Genomic DNA, 23121 nt, shown 5'->3' on the forward strand with positions numbered 1-23121 from the left:
CCTTTACTCGGTGTTAGGGTTTAGAGTATGCCTGATAACCGGATTTCCGGCACCACAAACAGCATTAGGAGAAGCATTATGGCCGAAGGGCGCATCACTTTCCGCATTGAGGGTATGACCTGCCAGGCGTGCGCGGCGCGCTTGGAAAAGGTTTTGAACAAAAAAGATTTTGTGCATGAGGCAACGGTGAATTTCGCCAGCGAGGAAGCGCAAATCCGCTTCGATGCCGAGATTGCCGACGCCGCAATCTTGGCCGAGGCGGTTGCCAAAGCGGGCTTTACCGCGCTGCCGCCGCAAAAAGGGCAGCCTGAAAACGGCGAAGACGCCGCTGCCGGCGCGGGCAGCCTGAAAAGCCATTGGCGGCTGTGGCTGCTGCTGGTTTTGGCGCTGCCGTTTGTGGTCGGTATGCTGGGAATGCTGGCGGGCAGCCATGCGCTGATGCCGCCCTTGTGGTACCAGCTTGCCGCGGCAAGTGCGGTTCAGCTGTGGCTGGCGCTGCCGTTTTACCGCAGCGCGTGGGCCAGCGTGCGCGGCGGGCTGGCGAATATGGACGTGCTGGTGTCGGTGGGTACGGCGGCGATTTACCTGTATTCGCTGGGCATGGTGCTGGCCGGCGGCGGCCATGAGGCGGTGTATTTCGAAGCCGGCGTGATGGTGGTGGCTTTTGTGTCGCTGGGCAAGTATCTGGAAGAGCGCACCAAGCGCGGCAGCCTGAACAGCTTGGGTTTGCTGTTGCGGCTGACGCCCGCCGAAACCGAAGTGCGTGCCGCAGACGGAACTTGGCAGCTGCAGCCCTTGTCTGCTGTGAAAGCCGGCGACGTGCTGCGCTGCACCGACGGCGGCCGCATCGCTGCCGACGGCGTGGTGCTGGCGGGCGAGGCGTGGGCGGACGAGAGCCATCTGACCGGCGAGAGCGAGCCGCAGCGCAAAACTGCCGGCAGCCGCGTGCTGGCGGGCGCTTTGCTTTCCGGCAGCGTCGAATACCGCGCCGAAGCGCTCGGCGGCGATACGCTGCTGGGCGATATGATGCGTGCTTTGTCGGAAGCGCAGGGCAGCAAAGCGCCGATTGCGCGGCTGGCCGACAAAGTGGCGGCGGTGTTTGTGCCCGTCGTGCTGGCGCTGGCGCTGCTGACTTTCGCGCTTACCTGGCTGTTCAGCGGCAGCCCGGTTACTGCGCTGGTGCATGCGGTGGCGGTGCTGGTGGTGGCCTGCCCCTGCGCGTTGGGTCTGGCCACGCCGGCCGCGATTATGGCGGGCATGGGCGCGGCAATCGGACGCGGCGTGTGGTTTAAAAACGCGGCGGTGATGGAACGCGCCGGCCGCGTCGATACCGTGGTGCTCGATAAAACCGGCACGCTCACCGCCGGCCGGCCGCAAATTGCCGCGCTGTGGTTGGCCGAGGGCGTGGACGAAACGCTGTTGTTTCAGGCTGCTTCGGCGATCGAGCAGCATTCGCGCCATCCTTTGGCGCAGGCGTTGCTGGCTGCCGCAACCGAGCGCGGCATCAGCCCGCCGCCGGCGTCGGCACCCTACAGCGAAGCCGGTGCCGGCTTGGAGGCGGATGTGGCCGGTATCGGCCGGGTTCGCGTGGGCAAACCCGAATTTTGCGGTTTCAGGCTGCCTGAAAATCTGGAGGGCATCTGGCAGATTGCCAGCGTGGCCGCCGTTTCGGCAGACGGCAAGGCGCTGGGCGCGGTGGCGTTTGCCGATACCCTGCGGCCGGACAGCGCGGCGGCGGTGGCACGTTTGCAGGCGGTCGGCATCGAAGTGCGGATGATGAGCGGCGACCGGCCGGCAGCGGTGGCGCAAATCGCAACAGAACTCGGTTTGGCTGCGGCGCAGGGTGCGATGTCGCCGCGGGACAAAGCGGAAGCGGTACGGCAGCTGATGGCACAGGGCAGGGTGGTGGCAATGGCCGGCGACGGCATCAACGACGCGCCCGCGTTGGCGGCGGCAGATGTCGGTTTCGCGCTCAAAGGCGGCACCGATGTCGCCGAACACAGCGCCGATGCGCTGCTGATGAACGGCTCGGTCGGCCAGCTTGCCGATGCGCTCTTGGTGGCGCGCGCCACGCTGAAAACCATTCGGCAGAATCTGTTTTTCGCTTTTTTCTACAATGTGCTGGCGATTCCGCTGGCAGCCTTCGGCCTGCTCAGTCCGGTGATCGCCGGAGCGGCGATGGCGCTCAGCTCGGTTACGGTGCTGGGCAATGCGCTGCGCTTGAAGCATTTTGCCCGACGCGTCTGTTAACCCGGCGCGTCTGTTAAACGGCAGCCTGAAAAAAAGCAGCCTGAAATCTTTTCAGGCTGCTTTAAATGCAACAAAACACCGTAAGGCAGCCTGAAAACCAATCCCAGCGGCACAAAACGCAAAAAATACCGCGCAGCCGGAAACGGTTGTGCGGTTTTGTTGCGTCTTAACAAAAGGATTTTGCGGTTTTTCGTTTGAAAACATTGATCTGGGAAAAAACAGCCCGCCGTGCGGCAGGACAAGAGTGGCGGCTTTGGGTATAATCGCCGCTTTCGCAAACAAAGGTTAAAGCAAATGGCAGACTTCAATCAGATTCTCGACGCCGGCGACGTGGACGGCGGCATCATCAACGTAGTAGTCGAAATCCCGCAGGGTTCGAACCATAAAATCGAATGGAACCGCAAGCTGGCGGTGATGCAGCTGGATCGGGTCGAGCCGCAGTTGTTTGCCAAACCGACTAATTACGGCTTTATCCCGCAAACGCTAGACGAAGACGGCGACGAACTGGATGCGCTGATCATCACCGACAGCCCGCTGCCCACCGGCATTTTCTTGGAAGCACGCATCATCGGCGTGATGAAGTTTGTCGATGACGGCGAAGTGGACGACAAAATCGTGGTGGTTCCCGCTGATGACCGCCATACCGGCAATGCCGTCAAAACTTTACAGGATTTGCCTGCGCAGCTGATTAAGCAAATCGAGTTCCATTTTAACCATTACAAAGATTTGAAAAAGGCCGGCACCACCAAAGTCGAACACTGGGGCGATATTGAAGAAGCCAAAGCGGTGGTGCGCGAATCCCAAGAACGCTGGAAAAAGCGCTAAATCCTGATTTTTATTGAAAACCGGTTTTCAGGCTGCCTGTTTTGTGTTGCAATCACTTTAAGGCAGCCTGAAAAACAAATCGAAGCATCGGCGAGGTGCCGAGAAACGTTAGTTTTATCGAGTATCGTTTGGAAAATATCGAATACCTGCCGCCATCCGGCGACGAGGGCGGCGAAGTCCAAGCCCTGAATGTTCCACCCCATTCGGTTGAAGCGGAGCAGTCCCTACTCGGCGGCCTGCTGCTGGAAAATGCCGCTTGGGACAAAATCGCTGACCTAATCAGCGAGGGCGACTTCTACCGCCGCGAACACCGTTTGATTTTTCAGGCAATCGAGCTGCTGATTAACGCCAGCCGTCCGGCCGACATCATTACCGTTCAGGAGGAATTGGAGCGGAACGACGATTTGGAAGCGGCCGGCGGTTTCAACTATTTGGTTACTTTGGCGCAGAATACGCCGTCCGCTGCCAATATCCAGCGTTATGCGGAAATTGTGCGCGAGCGCTCCGTTATCCGCCAATTGGCGGAAGTTGGAACGGATATTGCTAGGAATGCCTATAATACCGAAGGCCGTACAGCCGAGCAGCTTTTGGACGAGGCAGAAAATAAGGTGTTCCAAATTGCTGAAAGCACGGCAAAATCCAAGCAGGGCTTTTTGGAAATGCCGGTGCTGCTGAAGGAGAATATCGAACGCATCGACAAGCTCTATCAGCGCGATAATCCCGAAGAAGTAACCGGCTTGGCCACCGGTTTTGCCGATTTGGACAAAATGACTTCCGGCTTGCAAGATGGCGATTTGATTATTGTTGCTGGTCGCCCGTCGATGGGTAAAACGGCTTTTGCCATCAATATTGCCGAGCATGTCGCCATTCACCACAAAGTGCCGGTTGCGGTATTCTCAATGGAAATGGGCGCCGCCCAGCTGGTTATGAGAATGCTCGGTTCGGTCGGTAGGGTGGATCAAAGCGTATTGCGTACCGGTAATTTGGAAGATGAGCATTGGGCGCGCTTGAATGAAGCAGTCGCAAGATTGTCGGATGCGCCGGTATATATCGACGAAACGCCCGGATTAACCGCTCTGGAATTACGCGCCCGCGCTCGCCGCTTGGCAAGGAAATTCAACGGCAGCTTGGGCTTGATTGTGATTGACTATCTGCAGTTGATGTCAGGTTCAGGACGTAGTGATAATCGTGCTTCGGAATTAGGAGAAATCTCCCGATCTTTAAAAGCACTTGCCAAGGAATTGCGGGTGCCGGTAATTGCCTTGTCGCAACTTTCACGCTCGGTCGAGCAGCGAACCGACAAACGACCAATGATGTCCGATTTGCGCGAGTCCGGCGCCATTGAGCAAGATGCTGATTTGATCATGTTTATGTTCCGCGATGAGTATTACACCAAGGAGCAAAGCCAATACAAAGGGCTTGCCGAATGTATTATCGGCAAGCACCGCAACGGTCCTACAGGCAGGGTGTTCCTTACTTTCCTGGGGCAGTTCACTAAATTTGAAAATACTGCTTATGTTCCCGATTTGGGGCAGGATGCCAATTAAATTTTAAAATCTATTTTCTCTGCATATTGATTTCAGGTAGATAAGAATGAATAAGAAAATTAACGGTTTTACCCTAATTGAGCTGTTGGTTACGATAGCTATTCTCGGTATTATGGCTGCCATTGCCATGCCGAGCATGAGTCGTTTTATTGCCAATAGCCAAACATTGAATCGTACCGAACAGGTTGCCAACCTATTTCGTTTTGCCAAATCCGAATCTATCCGGTTGGGCGTGCCTGTTTTAATTTGTGGAGTAACTGTCCGTTCTGATGGCAGGCACTCTGGAGTGTGCGATGCCAATGGCAATGCAAATAGCGGCATGATGGCTTATGCAGATAAGAATAGAAACGGTAAATATGATGCAGGCGGAGATGATTTGGTTGTCCGTACCGTTACGATTAATGGCAATGGCAATTTAAATTTAGTATTGGATATGGAGGCATGTCCTTTGAATTCTTCCCAGTGTGGACGAGTAAATGTGAAAGAGTTTGTTTATATGCCAAGCGGTATGTTTGGGATCAAAGCAAATAGGAACGATGATCCGAGTAACATTTTGGTCGGTAAGGATTTTTTAAAAATTATGGTTTCTAAGGCCAGTAGCCAAGGCAATGAGCGTAGAGTTATTGTAGGTCCCAACGGGAATGTATTTTTGTGCGGAAGCTCGCAAAAAGAAACTTTTGAAAAAAACGGTGCCAGTAGCAAACGTCTTTGTAATTAAAAGATTAGCGATAAGTTATTTAAACAGGCTGATTTAATAATTGCGCGTAGCGCGCAGACAGGTGGTCATTATGAGAAAAAATAATTTGTATATTCTTAATGGATTAAAAAATAAGAATCGTGGATCTACATTGTTAGAAGTAATTGTATCGGTGTTTCTGCTTACTTTCGGTATCTTGGCCTTAATGGCGGCGCAACTGAGATCGGTTTCTAGCGTCTCAGAAGCAGAGAACCGAACCATTGTTGCTCAAGCAGCCGAATCCCTAATGGAAGGCATGCAGGCAAATCCGAGCGGTCTTGAAAGAAGTGGTGGGAAACTGATTAAAACTTATAAGGCTTATGAGGAAGATTCTTCTTCATTTAAAGGGAGTGGACAAGCAGCTTGGCAGGGTAATGTCAGCAATGGGAATTTGGCCAAATGGCATTTAGCAGATTTTAATAATGCATTAGATAGTAAAATGAATAATATTTCCGGCTATGAGTGGAAAGTTTGTCCTGATATTGAGCAGCCAAAAGAACCCAGTATAGGTAATAATGGTAAGGTAAGTAATTGGAATTGTAATTCTAGTGGTTCGGGTATGGCAATTAAAGTTGCTTGGACGATGAAAAGTGAAGATAAAAATAATTCATCTGTATCGTTTAGCTATGTCCTGCGCGTAACAGATTAAAACTTAATTTAAGAATATCATTACTTTAAGAAAGAATAAAAATGAACCGTTATTTATTAAGCAAGCGTTTGAATAGCCATAAAGGCCAAGTGCATGGTTTTACTTTAATTGAGTTTTTGGTGGCGAGCGCTTTGGCCGTGATTGTGATTATGGCCGCAACGGGAACTTATTTTATTACTAGAAAGCTTAATGATTCGGCAGAGCAGCGGGTTGATTTTCAAAGAAATCTTAGAAACGCTTCAAGCATGCTCACTCGTGATGCCCGTGGCGCTGGTGCGTTTGGTTGTTTTAGTACTACCGTGGCTTCTAGTGAGAGATTTCCTCTTGCTGAGGTTGGGGTGAATGGCCCTTTTAGAAGCGGAGGATCGGGTTTTTATAGTAATATTTTAGATGATGGCGAGAATGGTGGCTATGGGGTGCGTATTATCCCTCAAAACCAATCGACTAATGCATTAACAGCTTTTGGCGCAAATAATATTACTATAAATAGCCCCATTTTGTTGTTTACTTATGGCAAAGGGTACGCGTCCGTTAGTGGTGTTAAGGGACTGGATGCTTTACAGCTGGACAGATCCTATGCTAGCGATGCTGATGTTTCTCAGGCAATTGCCAATAAAGGACAATTGGTTTTAAGCAGCTGCCAGAATGCTGTTGTTGTGAAACCAACAGGCGTTAACGGTGATATTGTTAATTTAAGTAAGGGTGTGGATATTCCGGAAATAGATTCTTCAAATCTAAACGCGGCAACTAATCTTTCGGTAAGCCGGTTATATACTTCTGCTTATTTTGTGGGTACGGTTAATGGTCAGTCCAGCCTGCTGCGGTATGAGTTAGGATCAGACGGAACATGGCAAGGGCCTCAACTGCTTAGTGAAGGTGTCTCGCAAATGACGGTAAATTTTGGGTACCTTAAAAACTGTGTTGCGGCATCAAGCCCGGCAGCAGCTTCTAATATTTTTACATTAAAGCATTCTTATGATTTTTCTGATGATTTGTCGCAAAAAACTTTGCCTGCAATCATTCGGATTAGTTTGACTTATGATAATGACTTGTCAGGTAGCCAAGCACGGACTGAGGACTTTATAATTAATGCGACAGTCAGAAGTGGTAATTCTTGTATTAATAGTTTAATTTGATGAGGTAAATAACGATGATGCCTAACCGTAAAAAACAGCAGGGTTTTTCACTTTTTATTGTGGTTGTTGTGCTGATAGTTATTGCCTTATTGGTGATGGTAACAGTTCAATCCTCATCCTCTGAATCACGATCCAGTTCTAATGATGCGGATAGGAAATTTGCTTTATCCTCTGCAGAAGATGGCTTAAGAAATGCAGAATCAATGATAAAAGCGAATGCTGAAGCTAAAAAAGTAATGACATTTTATGCAAATTGTACTGACGGATTGTGCAGGCCGGTAACAAATACCCATTATCCTGAATCTACGGAGAGTGATCGTTTGTTCAGATATGATGGCAACGGAAGGGTTACTGTGGAAGCAATCCAACGCTGCGGAACAGGATCGATGAGTAAGCCTTGTACTACTCCTAATACAGTATTAGACAAAGGGGATAAAGGGAATCGCAGTATTACAGCAAAAGGATCTAATACCCAAACCATTATCGAATATATGGGGCAAAAGAAAGCGGAAGATGGTTCCTTGCATGATTACTTCCGGATAACCTCAAGAGCAAAGGGTGAGAATTCGGATACTATCGTAACGCTTCAAAGCTATGTGGAGTTGTATAATGAATAATAGCGGTCATTTATCCTTTTCTGTAGGTAAAGGCTTTACCTTAGTAGAGATGATGGTTGTTATCGTTATTCTTGGTGTGTTGGCAGCGATAGCTTTTCCGTCATATCAGGCATCTATTGAGAAAACTAATATGGCTACCGCCAAGCAGGAAATGATTTCTATACGTCAGACTTTGGCAAAAGAAAAAGTTTCATCTCCAAGTAGTTATAAAAAATCTACTGACTATAATGACTTTTTAAACCGTATGACGAAAAATGCGCCTAAAGGCTTGGCGGAAAAATATGAGCTTAAGGGTACAGTTGTCGGAGAAGGTGGGTCAAATAGTAAGATTTTTTCTATTGTTTTGCAGGCGGTTCCGAAAAACCCCAATTATAAATTTGGTCTGTGGATGGATCGGTATGGTTATGTGTTCAAATGCCCTAAGAGTGTAGTGACAAGTGCTATTCAAACAGCAAGGAATCGCCAGTGTGAACCATTTTAAATCTGAAATTTTCATCTAAATAAGCCATTATTCAGCAGAACATTAATGCATTAATGTTCTGCTTTTTGTATGATTGCGGCCGTTGTAGAAACTCTTGGGAGATGACTAATGTCGTTTGCTGTGGTGGGCAGCCGTGCGCTTTGTGGGATGGATGCGCCCTTGGTGGAAGTGGAGGTGCATCTGGCCAACGGTTTGCCGCAATTTAATATTGTCGGTTTGCCCGATACTGAAGTGAAAGAGAGCAGAGACCGGGTGCGTGCGGCGATTATTCAAAGCGGCTTTGAGTTCCCGGCTAAGAAGATTACCGTTAACTTGGCGCCGGCGGATTTGCCCAAGGAGTCCGGACGTTTTGATTTGCCGATTGCAATCGGTATTTTGGCCGCATCGGGTTTGGTGGTGCCGGATGCGCTACCCAAATACGAATTGGCGGGAGAGCTGGCGCTGTCAGGTTTACTGCGTCCGATACGTGGCGGTCTGTCGATGGCATGGCAGGCGAATCAGGTGGGGCGCAGTTTTATTTTGCCGGCAGAAACGGCGCTTCAGGCTGCGGTTGTCAGCGAAGTAGAAGTATATGGAGCGAACAGTTTGGCGGAAGTGGCGGCGCATTTAAATGGTATCAATGTGATACAGCCGGCAGATTGTGCGGTGCCAAAACCAGCGCAGCAGGTTTCATTGCCGGATCTGAAAGATGTGAAAGGGCAGCATACCGCCCGCCTGGCTTTGGAAATCTCGGCGGCCGGCGGGCACAGCCTGCTGTTGATGGGGCCGCCGGGTACCGGTAAATCCATGCTCGCTCAACGGCTGCCTTCGATTTTGCCGCCGCTAACCGATGCCGAACAAATCGAAGTGTGGAAACTGCAATCGCTGCTGCCGCGTTATGCCCATAATCCAAGCAGCGGACGCCCGTTTTTGGCGCCGCACCATTCTGCCAGCCTGGTGGCGCTGGTAGGCGGCGGCATGGGCGTCAATGTGCGGCCGGGTGCCATTTCTTTGGCCAATAAAGGCGTGCTGTTCTTGGACGAACTGCCCGAATTCGACCGCAAAACCCTTGAAGCCCTGCGCGAGCCGTTGGAGAGCGGCGAAATCCATATTTCCCGTGCTGCAATGCACGTTACTTTTCCAGCCGATTTCCAACTGGTTGCCGCGATGAATCCCTGCCCGTGCGGCTATTACGGCCATCCGGTTAAACCTTGCACCTGCACGCCCGACAGCATTGCCCGCTACCGCAGCAAGATTTCCGGTCCGCTGCTCGATCGCATGGACTTAATCATGGAAGTACCAGCCTTGAGCAGTGCCGATTTGCTGCAGGCGCAGGCCGGAGAGAGCAGTGCCGCCGTGCTGGAAAGGGTAGTGGCCGCCCGTGAGCGCCAATACCGCCGCCAAGGCAAACTCAATGTTGCGCTGTCGCCGACCGATTTGGATCAACAGGCGCAAATCAGCGATCAGGCAAAAGAAACGCTGGGCAATTTGGTGGAGAAACTCTCGCTTTCCGCCCGCAGTTTCCACCGGATTTTGCGCATCGCCCGCACGTTGGCCGATTTGGCGGCAGACGATAAGGTAGAGCGCGGCCATATTCTCAAGGCCGTCAGCTTCCGCCGCAGTATGTAAAACAGCCGTTTCAGGCAGCCTGAAAATGCTGTTTGCGTTAATGGTATTTGCAAAGCGCAGCCGGTTTTTTATGCCTGCACCATTCTTGCGCCGGTTCGCTTCAGCCAGTAGAATCCGCTTGTTTTAAAATTTGTATTTTTTTGTAAAACAGCCTTTCAGGCAGCCTGAAAACGCTGTTTTGCCCGTTAAGCGCCTTTCAGGCTGCCTGCCATGCTTCCCATTTGCCGCGACCCTGCCGCCCCCATGCCCGATCCGCTGCCGGATTTTCTCTATCCGGCAGCGGAAATTCCGCGCGAAGGGCTGTATCTGTGGCAGGATAGCGACGGTTTGGCGCTGTGCAAAGCCGGCGAAAAAGGGCGGGTGCGGGTGGATTTTGCCGCCGGTGCTGCCCAGTACCGGCAGCATAAAGGTGGCGGCGAACTGATTGCTAAAGCCGTCAACCACACCGCCAAACCGCTGGTGTGGGATGCCACCGGCGGGCTGGGGCGCGATGCCTTTGTGCTTGCCGGTTTGGGGCTGCAAGTGCGGGTATTCGAGCGCCATCCGTCGGTTGCCCTGCTGCTGACCGACGGCCTTGCCCGCGCGCAAAACTTGCCCGAAACCACCGAAACCGCTGCCCGCATCCGCCTGTATGCGGGCGATGCCGTTGCCCTAATGCCCGAATTGCTGGCGGCAGGGGAAAGCGCACCCGATGTCGTTTATCTCGATCCCATGTATCCCGAGCGGCGCAAGAGTGCGGCGGTTAAAAAAGAGATGGCGTATTTTCACGAGCTGGTCGGCAGCGCCGCAGCCGCCGACGATGCCGCGCTGCTTGACTGCGCCCGCCGCACCGCCCGCAAGCGCGTGGTGGTGAAACGTCCGCGCTTGGGCGAAGAGCTGGCGGGCTGCCGGCCGGATTACTGCTACAGCGGCAAATCGACGCGTTTTGACGTCTATCTGCCCTTTGCCGCCCTGCAGGCAGCCTGAAAGCCGGAAAACATTCCCGCATCTGCGCATCTGCGCATCCGCCGGACGCCCACCGCGCCAAACCCTTTTTCAGGCTGCTTCAGGCTGCCTGAAAGTCCGCAACAAAGCAAAAACAACACCGAAACCGAACACAAACATGCAACACCCCATCAACGTATCCCCCAGCCAGACCGCCTTTGACGCAGCGGAAGACGAAACCATTCTGGCCGCCGCCATCCGCCAGGGCATCAATCTGCCGCATTCCTGCCAAAGCGGCGTTTGCGGCTCCTGCGCCGCCCGCCTGCTTTCAGGCAGCGTGCGCAAAAGCGCCGAGTACGACGACTATGTACTGACCGAAGAAGAGCTCGCTTCGGGCATGATTCTTTTGTGCTGCAGCCAGGCGCAAAGCGCGGTGGAAGTCGATATGCCGTCCTACGCCGGCACCAAAGCCATCGACATCCGCACCCTGCCGGCGCGCATCGACAAGGTCGATATCCGCGGCGACGTTGCCGTGATGAGCGTGGCGCTGCCCAAAGCGCCGCCCTTTTGCTTTTACGCGGGCCAGTATATGGAAATCCTGACCAAAGACGGCGGCCGCTACTATTCCATCGCCAGCTCGCCCGATAGCAAAGGCACGCTCGAATTCCACATCCGCCATCAGGCCGGCGGCATGTTTTCGCCGCAGCTGTTTTCAGGCAGCCTGAAAAGCGGGTCGATTATCCGCCTGCGCGGCCCCTTGGGCTCGTTTACCCTAAACGAAGAGAGCAGCGCGCCGCTGCTGCTGCTGGCCACCGGCACCGGTCTGGCGCCGGTCAAAAGCATCCTGCACCGCCTGGCCGACACCGCCAGCACCCGCCCCGTCCATCTGTATTTCGGCGCCCGCGGCCGCGATGGCTTGTACGACGAAAGCGCGCTGCAGGAATTGCTGGCCAGACTGCCCGCCGCGTCCTACACGCCGGTGCTCTCCCGAGCCGACAGCCAATGGCAGGGCGCGCAGGGCTATATCCAAGAGCAGGCGCTGCACGATTATCCCGAGCTGTCCGCCTTTGAAGCCTACGCCTGCGGCTCGCCGGCGATGATCCGCGAAGCCAAGCAGCGCTTTATAGCCGCCGGCCTGGCCGACAAGGCGTTTTACAGCGACGCCTTTACCGCCCATGTTTAAACCCTTCCGACCAATCCGTCAGGCAGCCTGAAAGCCGCTGCCGCCCATTTTTGCAAAGGAACCGAGATGAAACACGGCAAACACATCCTGCTCGGCATCAGCGGCAGCGTCGCCGCCTACAAAGCCTGCGAGCTGGTACGCCTGCTGTCCAAACAAGGCCATCAGGTGCAGGTGGTGATGACCGCTTCCGCCGCCCGCTTTGTCGGCGTGCAGACCCTGCAGGCACTCAGCGGCCGGCCGGTGCTGACTGATGCCGCTCTGCAGGAAGGCGACGGCATGGCGCACATCCGTGCCGTGCGCGCCGCCGATCTGATGCTGGTTGCCCCCGCCAGCGCCAACACCATCGCCAAAATCGCCAACGGCCTGGCCGACAACCTGCTCACCGAAATGGCCGCCGCCCGCAGCTGCCCGCTGGTGCTAGCGCCGGCGATGAATGTAGAGATGTGGAACAACCCCGCCAACCGCCGCAACATCGCCCGCCTGCAGGAATTCGGCGTGCAGCTGATGGGGCCGGCCGAGGGCGAGCAGGCCTGCGGCGAAACCGGCGAAGGACGGATGCTCGAAGCCGCCGAAATCGCCGAATGGCTGCCCGATTTGTGGTCGGCCAAGCCGCTGGCGGGCAAAAACGTGCTGATTACCGCCGGCGCCTGCTACGAAGCCATCGACCCCGTGCGCGGGCTAACCAACCGCTCCAGCGGCCGCATGGGCGTTGCCCTGGCGCGCGCCTGCCGTGCCGCCGGCGCCCGCGTCAGCCTGGTGCACGCAGGCATGCAGGTGCCGGTGCCCGCCGGCCTGGCCCATGTTGAAGCCGTGGAAAACGCCCAGCAGATGTACGACGCAGTTTTCCGCCGTCTCCACGGCCAAGACGTCTTTATCTCGGTGGCCGCGGTAACTGACTACAAACCGGCGCAAACCGCCGAGCACAAATTGAAAAAAGACGCCGGCGCCGTGCCGCCCGCCATCGAATTGGCTGAAAACCCCGATATCCTGCAGGCGGTTGCCAAGCGCCCCAATTCGCAGGTGTTCTGCGTCGGCTTTGCCGCCGAAAGCGAAAACCTGCTGGAAAACGCCCGCGCCAAACGCGAGAAAAAAGGCGTGCCGCTGATGGTGGCCAATCTGGTCAGCGACGCGCTGGGCAAGGACAGCAACAAAATCGTGCTGCTGGACAACGAAAAAGAAGCCGAAATACTCGAAAGCAGCAAAGAGCAGGCCGCCCGCGCCATCGTTGCCCGTCTGGCCACGCTGCTGATGCAGCGCCCGCGCCATGCCGCAGCTGCTGCTGAAAAAGACGAAGGCAAAAACCAAGACCAGGCCGACCAAGATACGCCCGCAGAAACCGAAGAAATGCCGGCGCAAACCGATTGATCAGCCCAACCAAAAGCAGCCTGAAAACCGTTTGAAGCGGTTTTCAGGCTGCTTTTTTGTGCGTTTACGTCAGAATCCAAATGCTTTCAGGCTGCTTACTCGATGCCGTATTGGATGGTCACCACCAGCCGCACGTTTTTCTCGACGGTGCTGGTGTCGTAGCTGCCGCCGTAGTCGCTGTTATCTTCCGAAGAAGGGTTGGGCGACTGGATGTCGAACGAGCCCTGCGAGGCCGACTGCATGGCGCCGACTTTGGCGTTGCCGGTTTTGGCGAATTCTTCGGCGCGCACCTGCGCGTCTTGGGTGGCTTTGGCGATCAGATCGCGTTTGATGCTTTCCAGATTTTCCAAATAGTATTTCGGATTTTCAAAATTCACGCTGTCGTCTTCGGCGCGCAAATCCTGAATGGCGGCCAGCGCGGTTTTGAGTTTGTCCAAATCCTTGGTGGAAATGACGATGGTGCGTTTGGCATCGTAGCCGTTTTCGCGGCTATGGCGCTCGCCCTGCGCGTCGGTGTAGTAATCGGTGTGGACGCTGATGTCGGTGTCTTCGCTTTGGAAGGACGCGGCATCAAAGCCGTGGCTCTGCAAAAAGTCTTTGACGCGCTTGATTTTGCTGTCGCTCTTGGTGCGGGCATCGGCGTAGCTGCCGCCCCAGATTTTCACGCCCACCTGCCAGGTGCCGACGGTGGCGTGGTGGCGGGCTTCGGCCAGCCCTTTCACGGTAATCACGCCCGGCTGGCGCAGGTTTTTAAACTGGTAGCCGAGCACGAAAGCGGCGGCCAGCAGGCCGAGCGACAGAATTACGGCCGGCAGGCCGAAGGAAGGTTTGCGGTCGGACATCGTATTCTCCTGACTATGGCAACAATCGGGCGGCAAAGCAGCCTGAAAGATACAGCGGCTTTTTCAGGCTGCCGATGGCCTGATGCCGATTGTAGCGCCGTTTGCGGCGGCGGGATATGGTTTCAGGCTGCCCGATGCGGCATCAGGCAGCCTGAAACCGTTTGGCAAGCCTTTCAGGCTGCCTGTTTCTTCCATGCGGCAGTCAGAGAGACAAAAAGCAGCCTGAAAGATTTTCAGGCTGCTTTTTGCAGCAGCGAGTTTTCCCCAATGGCGTCATTCTCATGCCGGCGGGAATCTTGGTGGGCTTAAGCGGCAGTTTGCCTGAACGGGTATTGCGGGCAAGCCGGCAGGCAGCCTGAAAATACTTTGCCGATTGGTTTTTCAGGCTGCCTGTTGCTGTCGTGCAGCAATCAGAGATACAAAAAGCAGCCTGAAACGCTTTTCAGGCTGCTTTGGATATCGTCCGCATCAGGCTTTGTTTGCCAGCGCGGCCTTGATGTAGGCGGCAAACAGCGGGTGGCCTTTGCGCGGGGTGGAAGTGAACTCGGGGTGGAACTGGCAGGCGAAGAACCACGGATGCACGTTTTGCGGCAGTTCGATGGTTTCCACCAGCCGCTCGCGTCCGGCGGAGACGCCGCCGATCACCAAACCGGCTGCTTCGAGCTGCGGCAGGTAGCGGTTGTTGACTTCGTAGCGGTGGCGGTGGCGTTCGCGGATTTCTCCGGCGCCGTAGATTTTGGCGGCGAGGCTGCCGGCTTTGAGTTCGACTTCCTGCGCACCCAGCCGCATGGTGCCGCCCAAATCGGCGTTTTCGTCGCGGGTTTCCACGCTGCCGTCGGCGGTCTGCCATTCGTCGATCAGGGCGATCACCGGCGCTTCGGTTTTCAAATCAAACTCGGTGGAATTGGCTTTGGCCAGACCGGCTTTGTCGCGGGCGTATTCGATCAGGGCAATCTGCATGCCCAGGCAGATGCCCAGATAGGGGACTTTGTGCTCGCGGGCGTAGCGGGCGGCGGCGATTTTGCCTTCCACGCCGCGCACGCCGAAGCCGCCGGGCACCAGTACGGCATCGAAGCCCTGCAGGCAGCCGGTGCCGTCCCGTTCGATGCTTTCACTGTCGATATAGGTGATTTGCACGTCGGTATTGGTGTGGATGCCGGCGTGTTTGAGCGCTTCGGTGAGTGATTTGTAGGACTCGGTGAGATCGACGTATTTGCCGACCATCGCCAGGCGCACGGTGTGCTGCGGGTTTTTGATCGCGTAAACAATTTTTTTCCAGTCGGTCAGATCGGCCTGGCGCACGTTAAGCTGAAGCTGCTCGGTGATGATGTTGTCGATGCCCTGGCTGTGCAGCATTTCGGGGATTTCGTAAATGCTCGCGGCATCGTAGCTGCCGACCACCGCGCGTTCTTCGACATTGCAAAACAGGGCGATTTTGCGCCGCTCTTCTTCGGGCAGCGGGCGATCCATGCGGCAGATCAGCACGTCGGGCTGGATGCCGATTTCGCGCAGCTCTTTCACCGAGTGCTGGGTGGGCTTGGTTTTGATTTCGCCGGCGGCGGCGATGTAGGGAACGTAGGAAAGGTGGACAAACAGGGTGTTGCTGCGGCCGAGTTGGCTGCGCATCTGGCGGATGGCTTCCAAAAACGGCAGCGACTCGATGTCGCCCACCGTGCCGCCGATTTCCACAATCGCCACGTCTTTGCCCGCTGCGCCTTCGTGGATGCGGCGTTTGATTTCGTCGGTGATGTGCGGGATCACCTGCACTGTGCCGCCCAGATAGTCGCCGCGCCGTTCTTTGGCGATTACGCTTTCGTACACCTGGCCGGTGGAGAAGCTGTTGCGGCGGCTCATGGTGGCGTTGATGAAGCGTTCGTAATGCCCCAAATCAAGGTCGGTTTCCGCGCCGTCGTCGGTTACGAACACTTCGCCGTGCTGGAAGGGGCTCATGGTGCCGGGATCGACGTTGATATAGGGATCGAGCTTGAGCATGGTTACATCCAGCCCGCGCGATTCGAGAATGGTGGCAATAGAAGCGGCGGCGATGCCTTTTCCTAATGAAGAGACGACGCCGCCGGTTACAAAGATAAATTTTGTCATGGTGTGCTGCCTGTGTCGGAAAGCGCGATTTTACCGTAAACCGTTTGAAAAGCAAGAGCGGCAGGCAGCCTGAAACGGCGGCCAAACGGCTTTCAGGCTGCTTTGAACCGGCGCTTTTCAGGCAGCCTGAAAGCATTGCCCTGCCGGCTGTGGCATAATCGGCGCCTTCCCCTTATCCGCAATCGGAGCCAAGTATGAACGCAGTCGAACCCGGCAATATTTTTATTGTTTCCGCCGCATCGGGCACCGGTAAAACCACGCTGGTATCGCGCCTGACCGCCGCGCAGCCGCAAATCCGCGTATCGGTGTCGCACACCACCCGCGCCCCGCGCGAGGGCGAAGAGCACGGCTGCCACTATTATTTCGTCAGCCGCGAAGAGTTTGTCGAACTGATCGGGCAGGGCGCTTTTCTCGAACACGCCGAAGTGTTCGGCAATTTCTACGGCACCGGCATCGAATCGGTGCGGCAGATGAGCGAGGCCGGCTACGACGTGATTTTGGAAATCGACGTGCAGGGCGCCGCCCAAGTGCGCCGGGCGCTGCCCGAAGCGGTGGGCATTTTTATCCTGCCGCCGTCGCTGGCGGTGCTGGCCGAGCGCCTGCGCGGGCGCGGCACCGACAGCGCCGAAGTCATCGAGCGCCGGCTGGGTTTGGCCGCCGAGGAAATTCAGGAAGCGCTGTCTTTCGATTACGCGGTCATTAACCACGATCTCGATCAGGCCGAAGCCGAGCTGCTGGCGATTGTCCGCGCCCAGCGCTGCAGTCTGCGGCGGCAACGTAAAGCAATTGAAAAAATATTGCAAAATACTTAAAATTTGGCCGTTCCCTTGTTTCAGGCTGCCTGAGGGCAGCCTGAAAACGTTTTTATCACTTACCGACACCCGAAAGAGCGCATATGGCACGCATTACCGTAGAAGACTGCATCACCAAAATCCCCAACCATTTCGACCTGACCCTGATCGCCGCCCGCCGCGCCCGCCAACTGGAAAACGGTACCGACCCGCTGGTTGACGATGTCCGCAACAACAAAGCCACCGTAACCGCGCTACGCGAAATCGCCGCCGGCCAAGTGGGCGAAGAAATTCTCAACCGCGGCCGCTGAGGGGGCTTTATGAGCGTTCCGCCGCCCCTTGCCGATTACGACAGCATCACCGCCCCCGTGCGCGAGATGCTGTTTCGCAAAGCCGACTACCTGAGTGCGGAAGACCTGCAGGTGCTGGAAAAAGCCTGCGCTTTCGCCTTTCGCGCCCACGGTTCGCAAAAGCGGCAGAGCGGCGAGCCCTATATCACCCACCCCATCAGCGTAACCGCCGAGCTGGCCGGCTGGCGCATGGATCTGCAAACCCTGTGCGCCGGCCTGATGCACGACGTGCTGGAAGACACGCCGACCGGCAAGGCGCAGATTGCCGAAGGCTTCGGCGATACCGTTGCCGAGATGGTGGACGGCTTATCCAAACTCGACAAACTCGAATACGACAGCCAGGCCGAACACCAGGCCGAGAGTTTCCGCAAACTGATTCTGGCGATGACCCGCGACGTGCGGGTGATTATCGTCAAACTCGCCGACCGCCTGCACAATATGCGCACCCTCGGCGCCAAAAACGCGCAAAGCCGCCACCGCATCGCCACCGAAACGCTGGAAGTGTACGCCCCCATCGCCAACCGGCTGGGGCTGAATCATGTTTACCGCGAGCTGCAGGACCTGTCTTTCCAGGCCATGCACCCTTCGCGCTACCGCGTGCTGCAAAGGGCGATGGCCGAATTCAAAAAAAGCGGGCACGACGTCATCGAACGCGTGCTGCGCGAATTCAGCCTGCTGCTGACCGGCGCCAATATCGAAGCGCAGATTCAGGGGCGCGAGAAAAACCTCTACAACATCCACCAGAAAATGGTGTCCAAACACCTGCGCTTTGAAGAAGTGCTGGATATCTACGGCTTTCGCGTAATCGTCAACAGCGTCTCCGCCTGCTATACCGCGCTGGGCGCGCTGCACAGCCTGTACAAACCGCGGCCGGGCAAAATCAAAGACTACATCGCCATCCCCAAAAGCAACGGCTACAAAAGCCTGCACACCACGCTCACCGGCCCTTACGGCCTGCCGATAGAAGTGCAGATCCGTACCCGCGAAATGCACCGCATCGCCGAATCGGGCGTGGCCAGCCATTGGGCCTACAAAGCCGGCGAAGGCAAGGAAGACGAAGCCTCGCTGCGCACCAACCAATGGCTGCAGAGCATTCTCGATCTACAAACCCGCAGCGACAACGCCATTGAGTTTCTTGAGCACGTCAAAGTCGATCTGTTTCCCAACGAAGTCTATATCTTCACGCCCAAAGGCAAGATTTTCACCCTGCCGCGCGGCGCCACTCCGATTGATTTTGCCTACGCCGTGCATACCGACATCGGCAACCGCTGCGTCGGCGCCCGCGTCAATAAAACCCCGGTGCCGCTGCGCACCGTGCTTAAAACCGGCGACACCGTCGAAATCATCACTTCCGATCACGGCAAGCCCAGCCCGGCGTGGCTGTCGTTCGCCGCATCCAGCCGCGCCCGCAGCGCCATCCGCAGCTACATCAAAAACACCAGCCGCGAAGATGCCGTCGCCCTGGGCGAGCGCCTGCTGGCCAGCGCCCTTTCCAGCCTGCTGCCGCGCCGCATCGCCGAATCGGACGAGCTGATGGAAAAATACCTTGAAGATCTGCAGGCGCGCCAAATCCGATTCGACGACATCCTGTACGACATCGGTCTCGGCCGCACCCAGCCGGTATCGGTGGCGATGGAAGTGGCGGCGCTGGCCGGCCGCCATCTGGGCGGCGAAGTCAAACTCGGCACCGTCAAAATCTTCGGCAACGAAACCAGCCGCGCCCATCTGGGCAAATGCTGCATGCCGATTCCGGGCGACAACGTGCGCGCCGTAATCGTCAAAGACCAGGGCATGTTCGTCCACCGCGACACCTGCCCGCTGCTTTTGAAAACCGATCCCGAGCACCAGCTGGATGCCGATTGGGCGGACATCGCCGTCGGCCACCGCCTGTACGATACCGTGGTAACCGTCTCTTCCGTCGATACCCACGCCCTGCTGGCCGCCATCACTTCCGCCATTTCCGACAGCGGCGGCAACATCGCCTCGGTCGATACCCTCACCAGCGCCCAGCCCGGCAGCGAAGGTTTTGCCGAATTCCGCTTCCAGCTCAATGTGCGCGATTTGAAACACCTGCAGCAGATTACCGAAAACCTGCACCAGATTCCGCAGGTACGCAAAGTCGTGCGCGAATAGCCCCGCCGCCTTTCGGTTTTACTTTCAGGCTGCTTGTTTCCTGCAGGCAGCCTGAAAGCGCGAAAGCAGCCTGAAAACCCTTTTTCCTTTTCGTCCGACGAAAGACCTTATGAACAAACAACCCTCGCTGTTCGGCGGCGCCATGATTATCGCCGGCACCGTTATCGGCGCCGGCATGCTGGCCAACCCCACCGCCACTTCCGGCATCTGGTTTGCCGGCTCGCTTTTGGTGCTGCTCTATACCTGGTTTTCCATGCTCACGTCCGGGCTGATGATTCTCGAAGCCAACACCCACTACCCGCACGGCGCCAATTTCGACACCATGGTCAAAGACCTGCTCGGTCGGCCGTGGAATATCGTTAACGGCCTGTCGGTGGCCTTTGTGCTGTATCTGCTGACCTATGCCTACATCACCGCCGGCGGCGGCCTGACCGCCGGCGCGCTCGGCGGCCTGCTGCCGGCACCTTCGCCCGACGGCGCGCCGCTGTGGATGGGGCAGCTGCTGTTTGCGCTGGTATTTGCCGGCTGCGTGTGGTGGTCGGCGCGGCTGGTGGATCGCTTCACTTCGATTCTGATCGGCGGCCTGGTGCTGTCGTTTATCTGGGCAACCGGCGGCCTGATCGGTTCGGCAAAACTGCCGGTGCTGCTCGATTCGGCGGCTCCCGCCGATACTTCCTACTGGATATTCGTCGGCGCCGCGCTGCCGGTGTGCCTGGCTTCTTTCGGCTTTCACGGTAACGTTTCCAGCCTGCTGAAATATTTTCGCGGCGACGCGCGCAAAGTGTCGCGCGCATTGTGGGGCGGCACCCTGATCGCGCTGGTGGTTTATGCGCTGTGGCAGCTGGCGGTGCAGGGCAATCTGCCGCGCTCCGCCTTCGGGCCGGTGATTGCCGCCGAAGGCAAAGTCGGCGTGCTGATTGCCGAGCTTTCCAAATTCACCGCCACCGGCAGCATGGCGCAGATTCTCGCGTTTTTCTCCTACACCGCCATCGCCAGCTCCTTTCTCGGCGTCACCCTCGGCCTGTTCGACTACATTACCGATTTGTTCGGCTTTGACGACAGCCGCGCCGGCCGCAGCAAAGCCGCGCTGATTACCTTTTTGCCGCCCTTGCTGTTCAGCCTGCGCTGGCCGGGCGGTTTCGTTACCGTAATCGCCTATGTCGGGCTGGTGGCAACGGTCTGGACGGCGCTGACTCCCGCCGCGCTGTTGTACGCCGCGCGCAAAAAATTCGGCACCGGCCGCGGCTACAGCGTTTACGGCGGCTACGGCATGATGCTGTGGGTGCTGCTGTTCGGCCTGGCCAACATCGCCGCGATGGTGCTGGGCATGATGGGCAAACTGCCGGTGTTTGCCGGCTGAACCTTCCCGCCGTTTCAGGCAGCCTGAAACGGCTTTTTCCGTTTCGCAGCCCTTTTCAGGCTGCCTTTTCCCCCTGCATAAAGGAGCAAACCATGCAAGAAACCACCCTCAAAATCGGCGGCATGACCTGCGGCGGCTGCGTTGCCAATGTTGAAAAAATCCTGCGCGGCATCGACGGCGTCGAACGCGCCGACGTCAGCCTGGACGAAGGTCTCGCCCGCGTGCGCTTCGATACGCAGCGCACTAGCGTAGCCGAGCTGGTCGACGCGGTGGAAGACGCCGGCTTTGATGCCGAAGCAGCCTGAAAACCCTTCCCGCCGTTTCAGATGCAGGCAGCCTGAAACGGTTTTTTATTGGCGCAGCCGCTCCCATACACGGTGCAGGCTGCTTTCTTGGCGAAAGGACAAACCATGAGCAGGCAGCCTGAACACGCCGGCGGCCAAACCGTGCCGCTGTGGCGCGCGCCGCCCGACATCCGCAGCCTGGCCGCCGCGCTGGCACACCGGCCGCAGCAGCGCGACTGGGCGGTATGCCTGCCCGATACCGCCCTGCCGCAATGGCCGCTGCCCGCCGCTGCTACCGCCGGCGAAGTCCGCCTGCGGCAGGCGCTGGACGAAGCCTGCCGCACCCTGCAGTTTGCCGGCGCCAACCTGCTGGCCGACATCCTGCCCGGCCGCGATTTGTGGCTGCTGCCGAGCGCCGCCGCAGCCGCAGCCGGCGACTATTTTGCCGCGATTGACGTGCAGGACGGCGAGCCTTGGGCTTGCAGGCAGCCTGAAAACGACGGCAAACCCTGGCTTGGGCAGCCTGAAAGCCCGTTTCCCGAACATGTGCTGGTTATCGGCGCGGGCATTGCCGGTGCCGCCACCGCCTACGAGCTGGCGCGGCGCGGCGTGAAAGTGAGCGTGTTCGACGCCGCGCCCGCCGCCGCCCACGCCGCTTCCGGCAACCGCCAGGGCCTGCTGTACGCCAAAATTTCCGCCCACGACACCGCCCAAACCGAGCTTCTGCTGTGCGGCTACGGCTACAGCCGCCGCCTGCTGGCGCAGCTTTTGCCCGAACATGACTGCTGGGGCGGCGACGGCGTGCTGCATCTGGATTACAACGACGCCGAGCGCCGCCGCCACGATGCCCTCGCCGCGCAAACGCAGCATCGCCACCTGTACCGCCGCGTCGGCGCAGACGAAGCCGCCGCCATTGCCGGCATCAGCATCGGCAGCGGCGCGCTCTACTGGCCGCAGGGTGTGTGGCTCAACCCGCCGGCGCTGGTAACGGCGCTGCTGGCGCACGAAAACATCACGTTTTTGCCCGAATACCGCGTTCAGGCTGCCGCTTTCGACGGCGAAAACTGGCAGATTGATACCGGCCGCGGCCGTTTTGCCGGCAGCCACATCGTTTTGTGCACCGGCGCCGGCAGCCTGAACGCCCCGCTGCTGCGCGACTTCCCGCTGCAGACCATCCGCGGCCAAACTTCGCTCGCCGCCGCTACCGCCGCCAGCCGCCGTCTGCGCGCCGCCTTATCCGGCGAGAGCTATATTTCCCCCGCCTGGCGCGACGCCCATTGCTACGGCGCCAGCTTCGTCCACCACGACGAAGGCAGCAACTGGCGCGAAGCGGACGAAAACGGCAACCGCGCCGCGCTGGCCAAACTCAATCCCGAACTTTTTGCCGACCTGTCGCCGCTGCCTGCCGCCGCCAGCCTGAAAGCGGACAGACGCGGCCACGCCGCCCTGCGCTGCGACAGCTACGACCACCTGCCGCTCTCCGGCGCGCTGGCCGATGCCGCCGCCATGCGCCGCGATTACGCCAAACTCGCGCTCGACAAAAACTACCGTCTCGCCCACATCCCCTGCCCATGGCTGCCGCAAGCCTACGCCAACACCGCCCACGGCAGCCGCGGCCTGGTCACCGCCCCGCTGTGCGCCGCCGACATCGCCGCGCAAATCTGCGGCCACCCGCGCCCGCTTTCGCCGCGCCTGCGCCGCGCACTGCACCCCAACCGCGTGATCGCCCGCAGCATCGTCCACGGCCGCGAAAACCGAGCCGTTTAATACCCGCAAGCCACAGCAAAGCAGCCTGAAAGCCGGTTTTCCGGTTTTCAGGCTGCTTTGAGCTTTCAGGCTGCTCTGGGACTTTTGTGCTAGGATGCGTCGGCAGAGTTTGCAAACAGCGGCTGCCGCCGATACGGCATGCCGATATCAATAAAACCCGCTCTGCATCCGTT

Annotated in this window: 20 protein-coding genes; 18 read left to right on the top strand and 2 right to left on the bottom strand. The window is 57.3% G+C overall.

Annotated features, from left to right (window positions below):
* Positions 1-78: 78 nt before the first annotated feature.
* From OP500_RS09820 to coaBC, 12 genes are all read left to right on the top strand, one after another.
* Positions 79-2250, top strand: coding sequence for a heavy metal translocating P-type ATPase (locus OP500_RS09820; protein ID WP_274070827.1), 2172 nt, complete (start codon positions 79-81; stop codon positions 2248-2250).
* A 294-nt stretch (positions 2251-2544) separates the two neighbouring features.
* Positions 2545-3075, top strand: coding sequence for an inorganic diphosphatase (locus OP500_RS09825; RefSeq protein WP_274070828.1), 531 nt, complete (start codon positions 2545-2547; stop codon positions 3073-3075).
* Between the two features lie 137 nt (positions 3076-3212).
* Entirely contained in the window at positions 3213-4622 is a 1410-nt protein-coding gene (dnaB, locus tag OP500_RS09830; RefSeq protein ID WP_274070850.1) for a replicative DNA helicase, read from the top strand.
* 46 nt (positions 4623-4668) lie between these two features.
* Positions 4669-5340 carry a GspH/FimT family pseudopilin gene (locus tag OP500_RS09835; RefSeq protein WP_238744795.1) on the top strand — a complete coding sequence of 224 codons (672 nt, stop codon included), beginning with the start codon at positions 4669-4671 and terminating at the stop codon, positions 5338-5340.
* 70 nt (positions 5341-5410) lie between these two features.
* Positions 5411-6007, top strand: coding sequence for a type IV pilus modification protein PilV (gene pilV / locus OP500_RS09840; protein ID WP_274070829.1), 597 nt, complete (start codon positions 5411-5413; stop codon positions 6005-6007).
* Positions 6008-6048: 41 nt separating this feature from the next.
* On the top strand, positions 6049-7143 hold the full coding sequence (locus OP500_RS09845; protein WP_274070830.1) for a PilW family protein: 1095 nt from the start codon (positions 6049-6051) through the stop codon (positions 7141-7143).
* Between the two features lie 17 nt (positions 7144-7160).
* Positions 7161-7760, top strand: coding sequence for a pilus assembly PilX family protein (locus tag OP500_RS09850; protein WP_274070831.1), 600 nt, complete (start codon positions 7161-7163; stop codon positions 7758-7760).
* Positions 7753-8241 carry a type IV pilin protein gene (locus OP500_RS09855; RefSeq protein WP_274070832.1) on the top strand — a complete coding sequence of 163 codons (489 nt, stop codon included), beginning with the start codon at positions 7753-7755 and terminating at the stop codon, positions 8239-8241. Before OP500_RS09850 ends, OP500_RS09855 begins: the two co-directional genes overlap by 8 nt.
* A gap of 108 nt (positions 8242-8349) precedes the next feature.
* Positions 8350-9849, top strand: a complete 1500-nt coding sequence (locus OP500_RS09860) for a YifB family Mg chelatase-like AAA ATPase (protein WP_274070833.1) — start codon at positions 8350-8352, stop codon at positions 9847-9849.
* A gap of 243 nt (positions 9850-10092) precedes the next feature.
* On the top strand, positions 10093-10815 hold the full coding sequence (locus OP500_RS09865) for a class I SAM-dependent methyltransferase (protein ID WP_238744977.1): 723 nt from the start codon (positions 10093-10095) through the stop codon (positions 10813-10815).
* 136 nt (positions 10816-10951) lie between these two features.
* The gene (locus OP500_RS09870) at positions 10952-11956 is read left to right on the top strand and encodes a 2Fe-2S iron-sulfur cluster-binding protein (protein WP_274070834.1); all 1005 of its coding nucleotides are present in this window, start codon (positions 10952-10954) and stop codon (positions 11954-11956) included.
* Between the two features lie 66 nt (positions 11957-12022).
* Positions 12023-13321 carry a bifunctional phosphopantothenoylcysteine decarboxylase/phosphopantothenate--cysteine ligase CoaBC gene (coaBC, locus tag OP500_RS09875; protein ID WP_274070835.1) on the top strand — a complete coding sequence of 433 codons (1299 nt, stop codon included), beginning with the start codon at positions 12023-12025 and terminating at the stop codon, positions 13319-13321.
* Positions 13322-13416: 95 nt separating this feature from the next.
* On the opposite strand, the gene OP500_RS09880 is transcribed toward coaBC, so the two are convergent.
* Both OP500_RS09880 and OP500_RS09885 read right to left on the bottom strand, forming a co-directional pair.
* On the bottom strand, positions 13417-14163 hold the full coding sequence (locus OP500_RS09880) for an SIMPL domain-containing protein (RefSeq protein WP_238744779.1): 747 nt from the start codon (positions 14161-14163) through the stop codon (positions 13417-13419).
* Positions 14164-14631: 468 nt separating this feature from the next.
* Complete coding sequence (locus OP500_RS09885) at positions 14632-16263, bottom strand: CTP synthase (protein ID WP_238744777.1); 1632 nt, start codon at positions 16261-16263, stop codon at positions 14632-14634.
* A gap of 194 nt (positions 16264-16457) precedes the next feature.
* Here OP500_RS09885 and gmk point away from each other — a divergent pair, with 194 nt between their 5' ends.
* The 6 genes from gmk to mnmC all read left to right on the top strand — a co-directional run bounded on the left by gmk (position 16458) and on the right by mnmC (position 22948).
* The gene (gene gmk / locus OP500_RS09890; protein ID WP_238744775.1) at positions 16458-17075 is read left to right on the top strand and encodes a guanylate kinase; all 618 of its coding nucleotides are present in this window, start codon (positions 16458-16460) and stop codon (positions 17073-17075) included.
* An 83-nt stretch (positions 17076-17158) separates the two neighbouring features.
* Positions 17159-17365 carry a DNA-directed RNA polymerase subunit omega gene (gene rpoZ / locus OP500_RS09895; RefSeq protein ID WP_238744773.1) on the top strand — a complete coding sequence of 69 codons (207 nt, stop codon included), beginning with the start codon at positions 17159-17161 and terminating at the stop codon, positions 17363-17365.
* A gap of 9 nt (positions 17366-17374) precedes the next feature.
* Positions 17375-19537, top strand: a complete 2163-nt coding sequence (locus OP500_RS09900) for a RelA/SpoT family protein (RefSeq protein WP_238744772.1) — start codon at positions 17375-17377, stop codon at positions 19535-19537.
* 109 nt (positions 19538-19646) lie between these two features.
* The gene (locus OP500_RS09905) at positions 19647-20897 is read left to right on the top strand and encodes an aromatic amino acid transporter (RefSeq protein WP_238744770.1); all 1251 of its coding nucleotides are present in this window, start codon (positions 19647-19649) and stop codon (positions 20895-20897) included.
* A gap of 92 nt (positions 20898-20989) precedes the next feature.
* Positions 20990-21202: a heavy-metal-associated domain-containing protein gene (locus tag OP500_RS09910; RefSeq protein WP_238744768.1), complete on the top strand. Its 213-nt coding sequence runs from the start codon at positions 20990-20992 to the stop codon at positions 21200-21202.
* A 105-nt stretch (positions 21203-21307) separates the two neighbouring features.
* Positions 21308-22948, top strand: a complete 1641-nt coding sequence (mnmC, locus tag OP500_RS09915; protein WP_274070836.1) for an FAD-dependent 5-carboxymethylaminomethyl-2-thiouridine(34) oxidoreductase MnmC — start codon at positions 21308-21310, stop codon at positions 22946-22948.
* Positions 22949-23121 lie beyond the last annotated feature (173 nt).

This window comes from Kingella sp. SNUBH-2017, assembly GCF_028680565.1.
GTDB classification, from domain to species: domain Bacteria; phylum Pseudomonadota; class Gammaproteobacteria; order Burkholderiales; family Neisseriaceae; genus Kingella_D; species Kingella_D pumchi.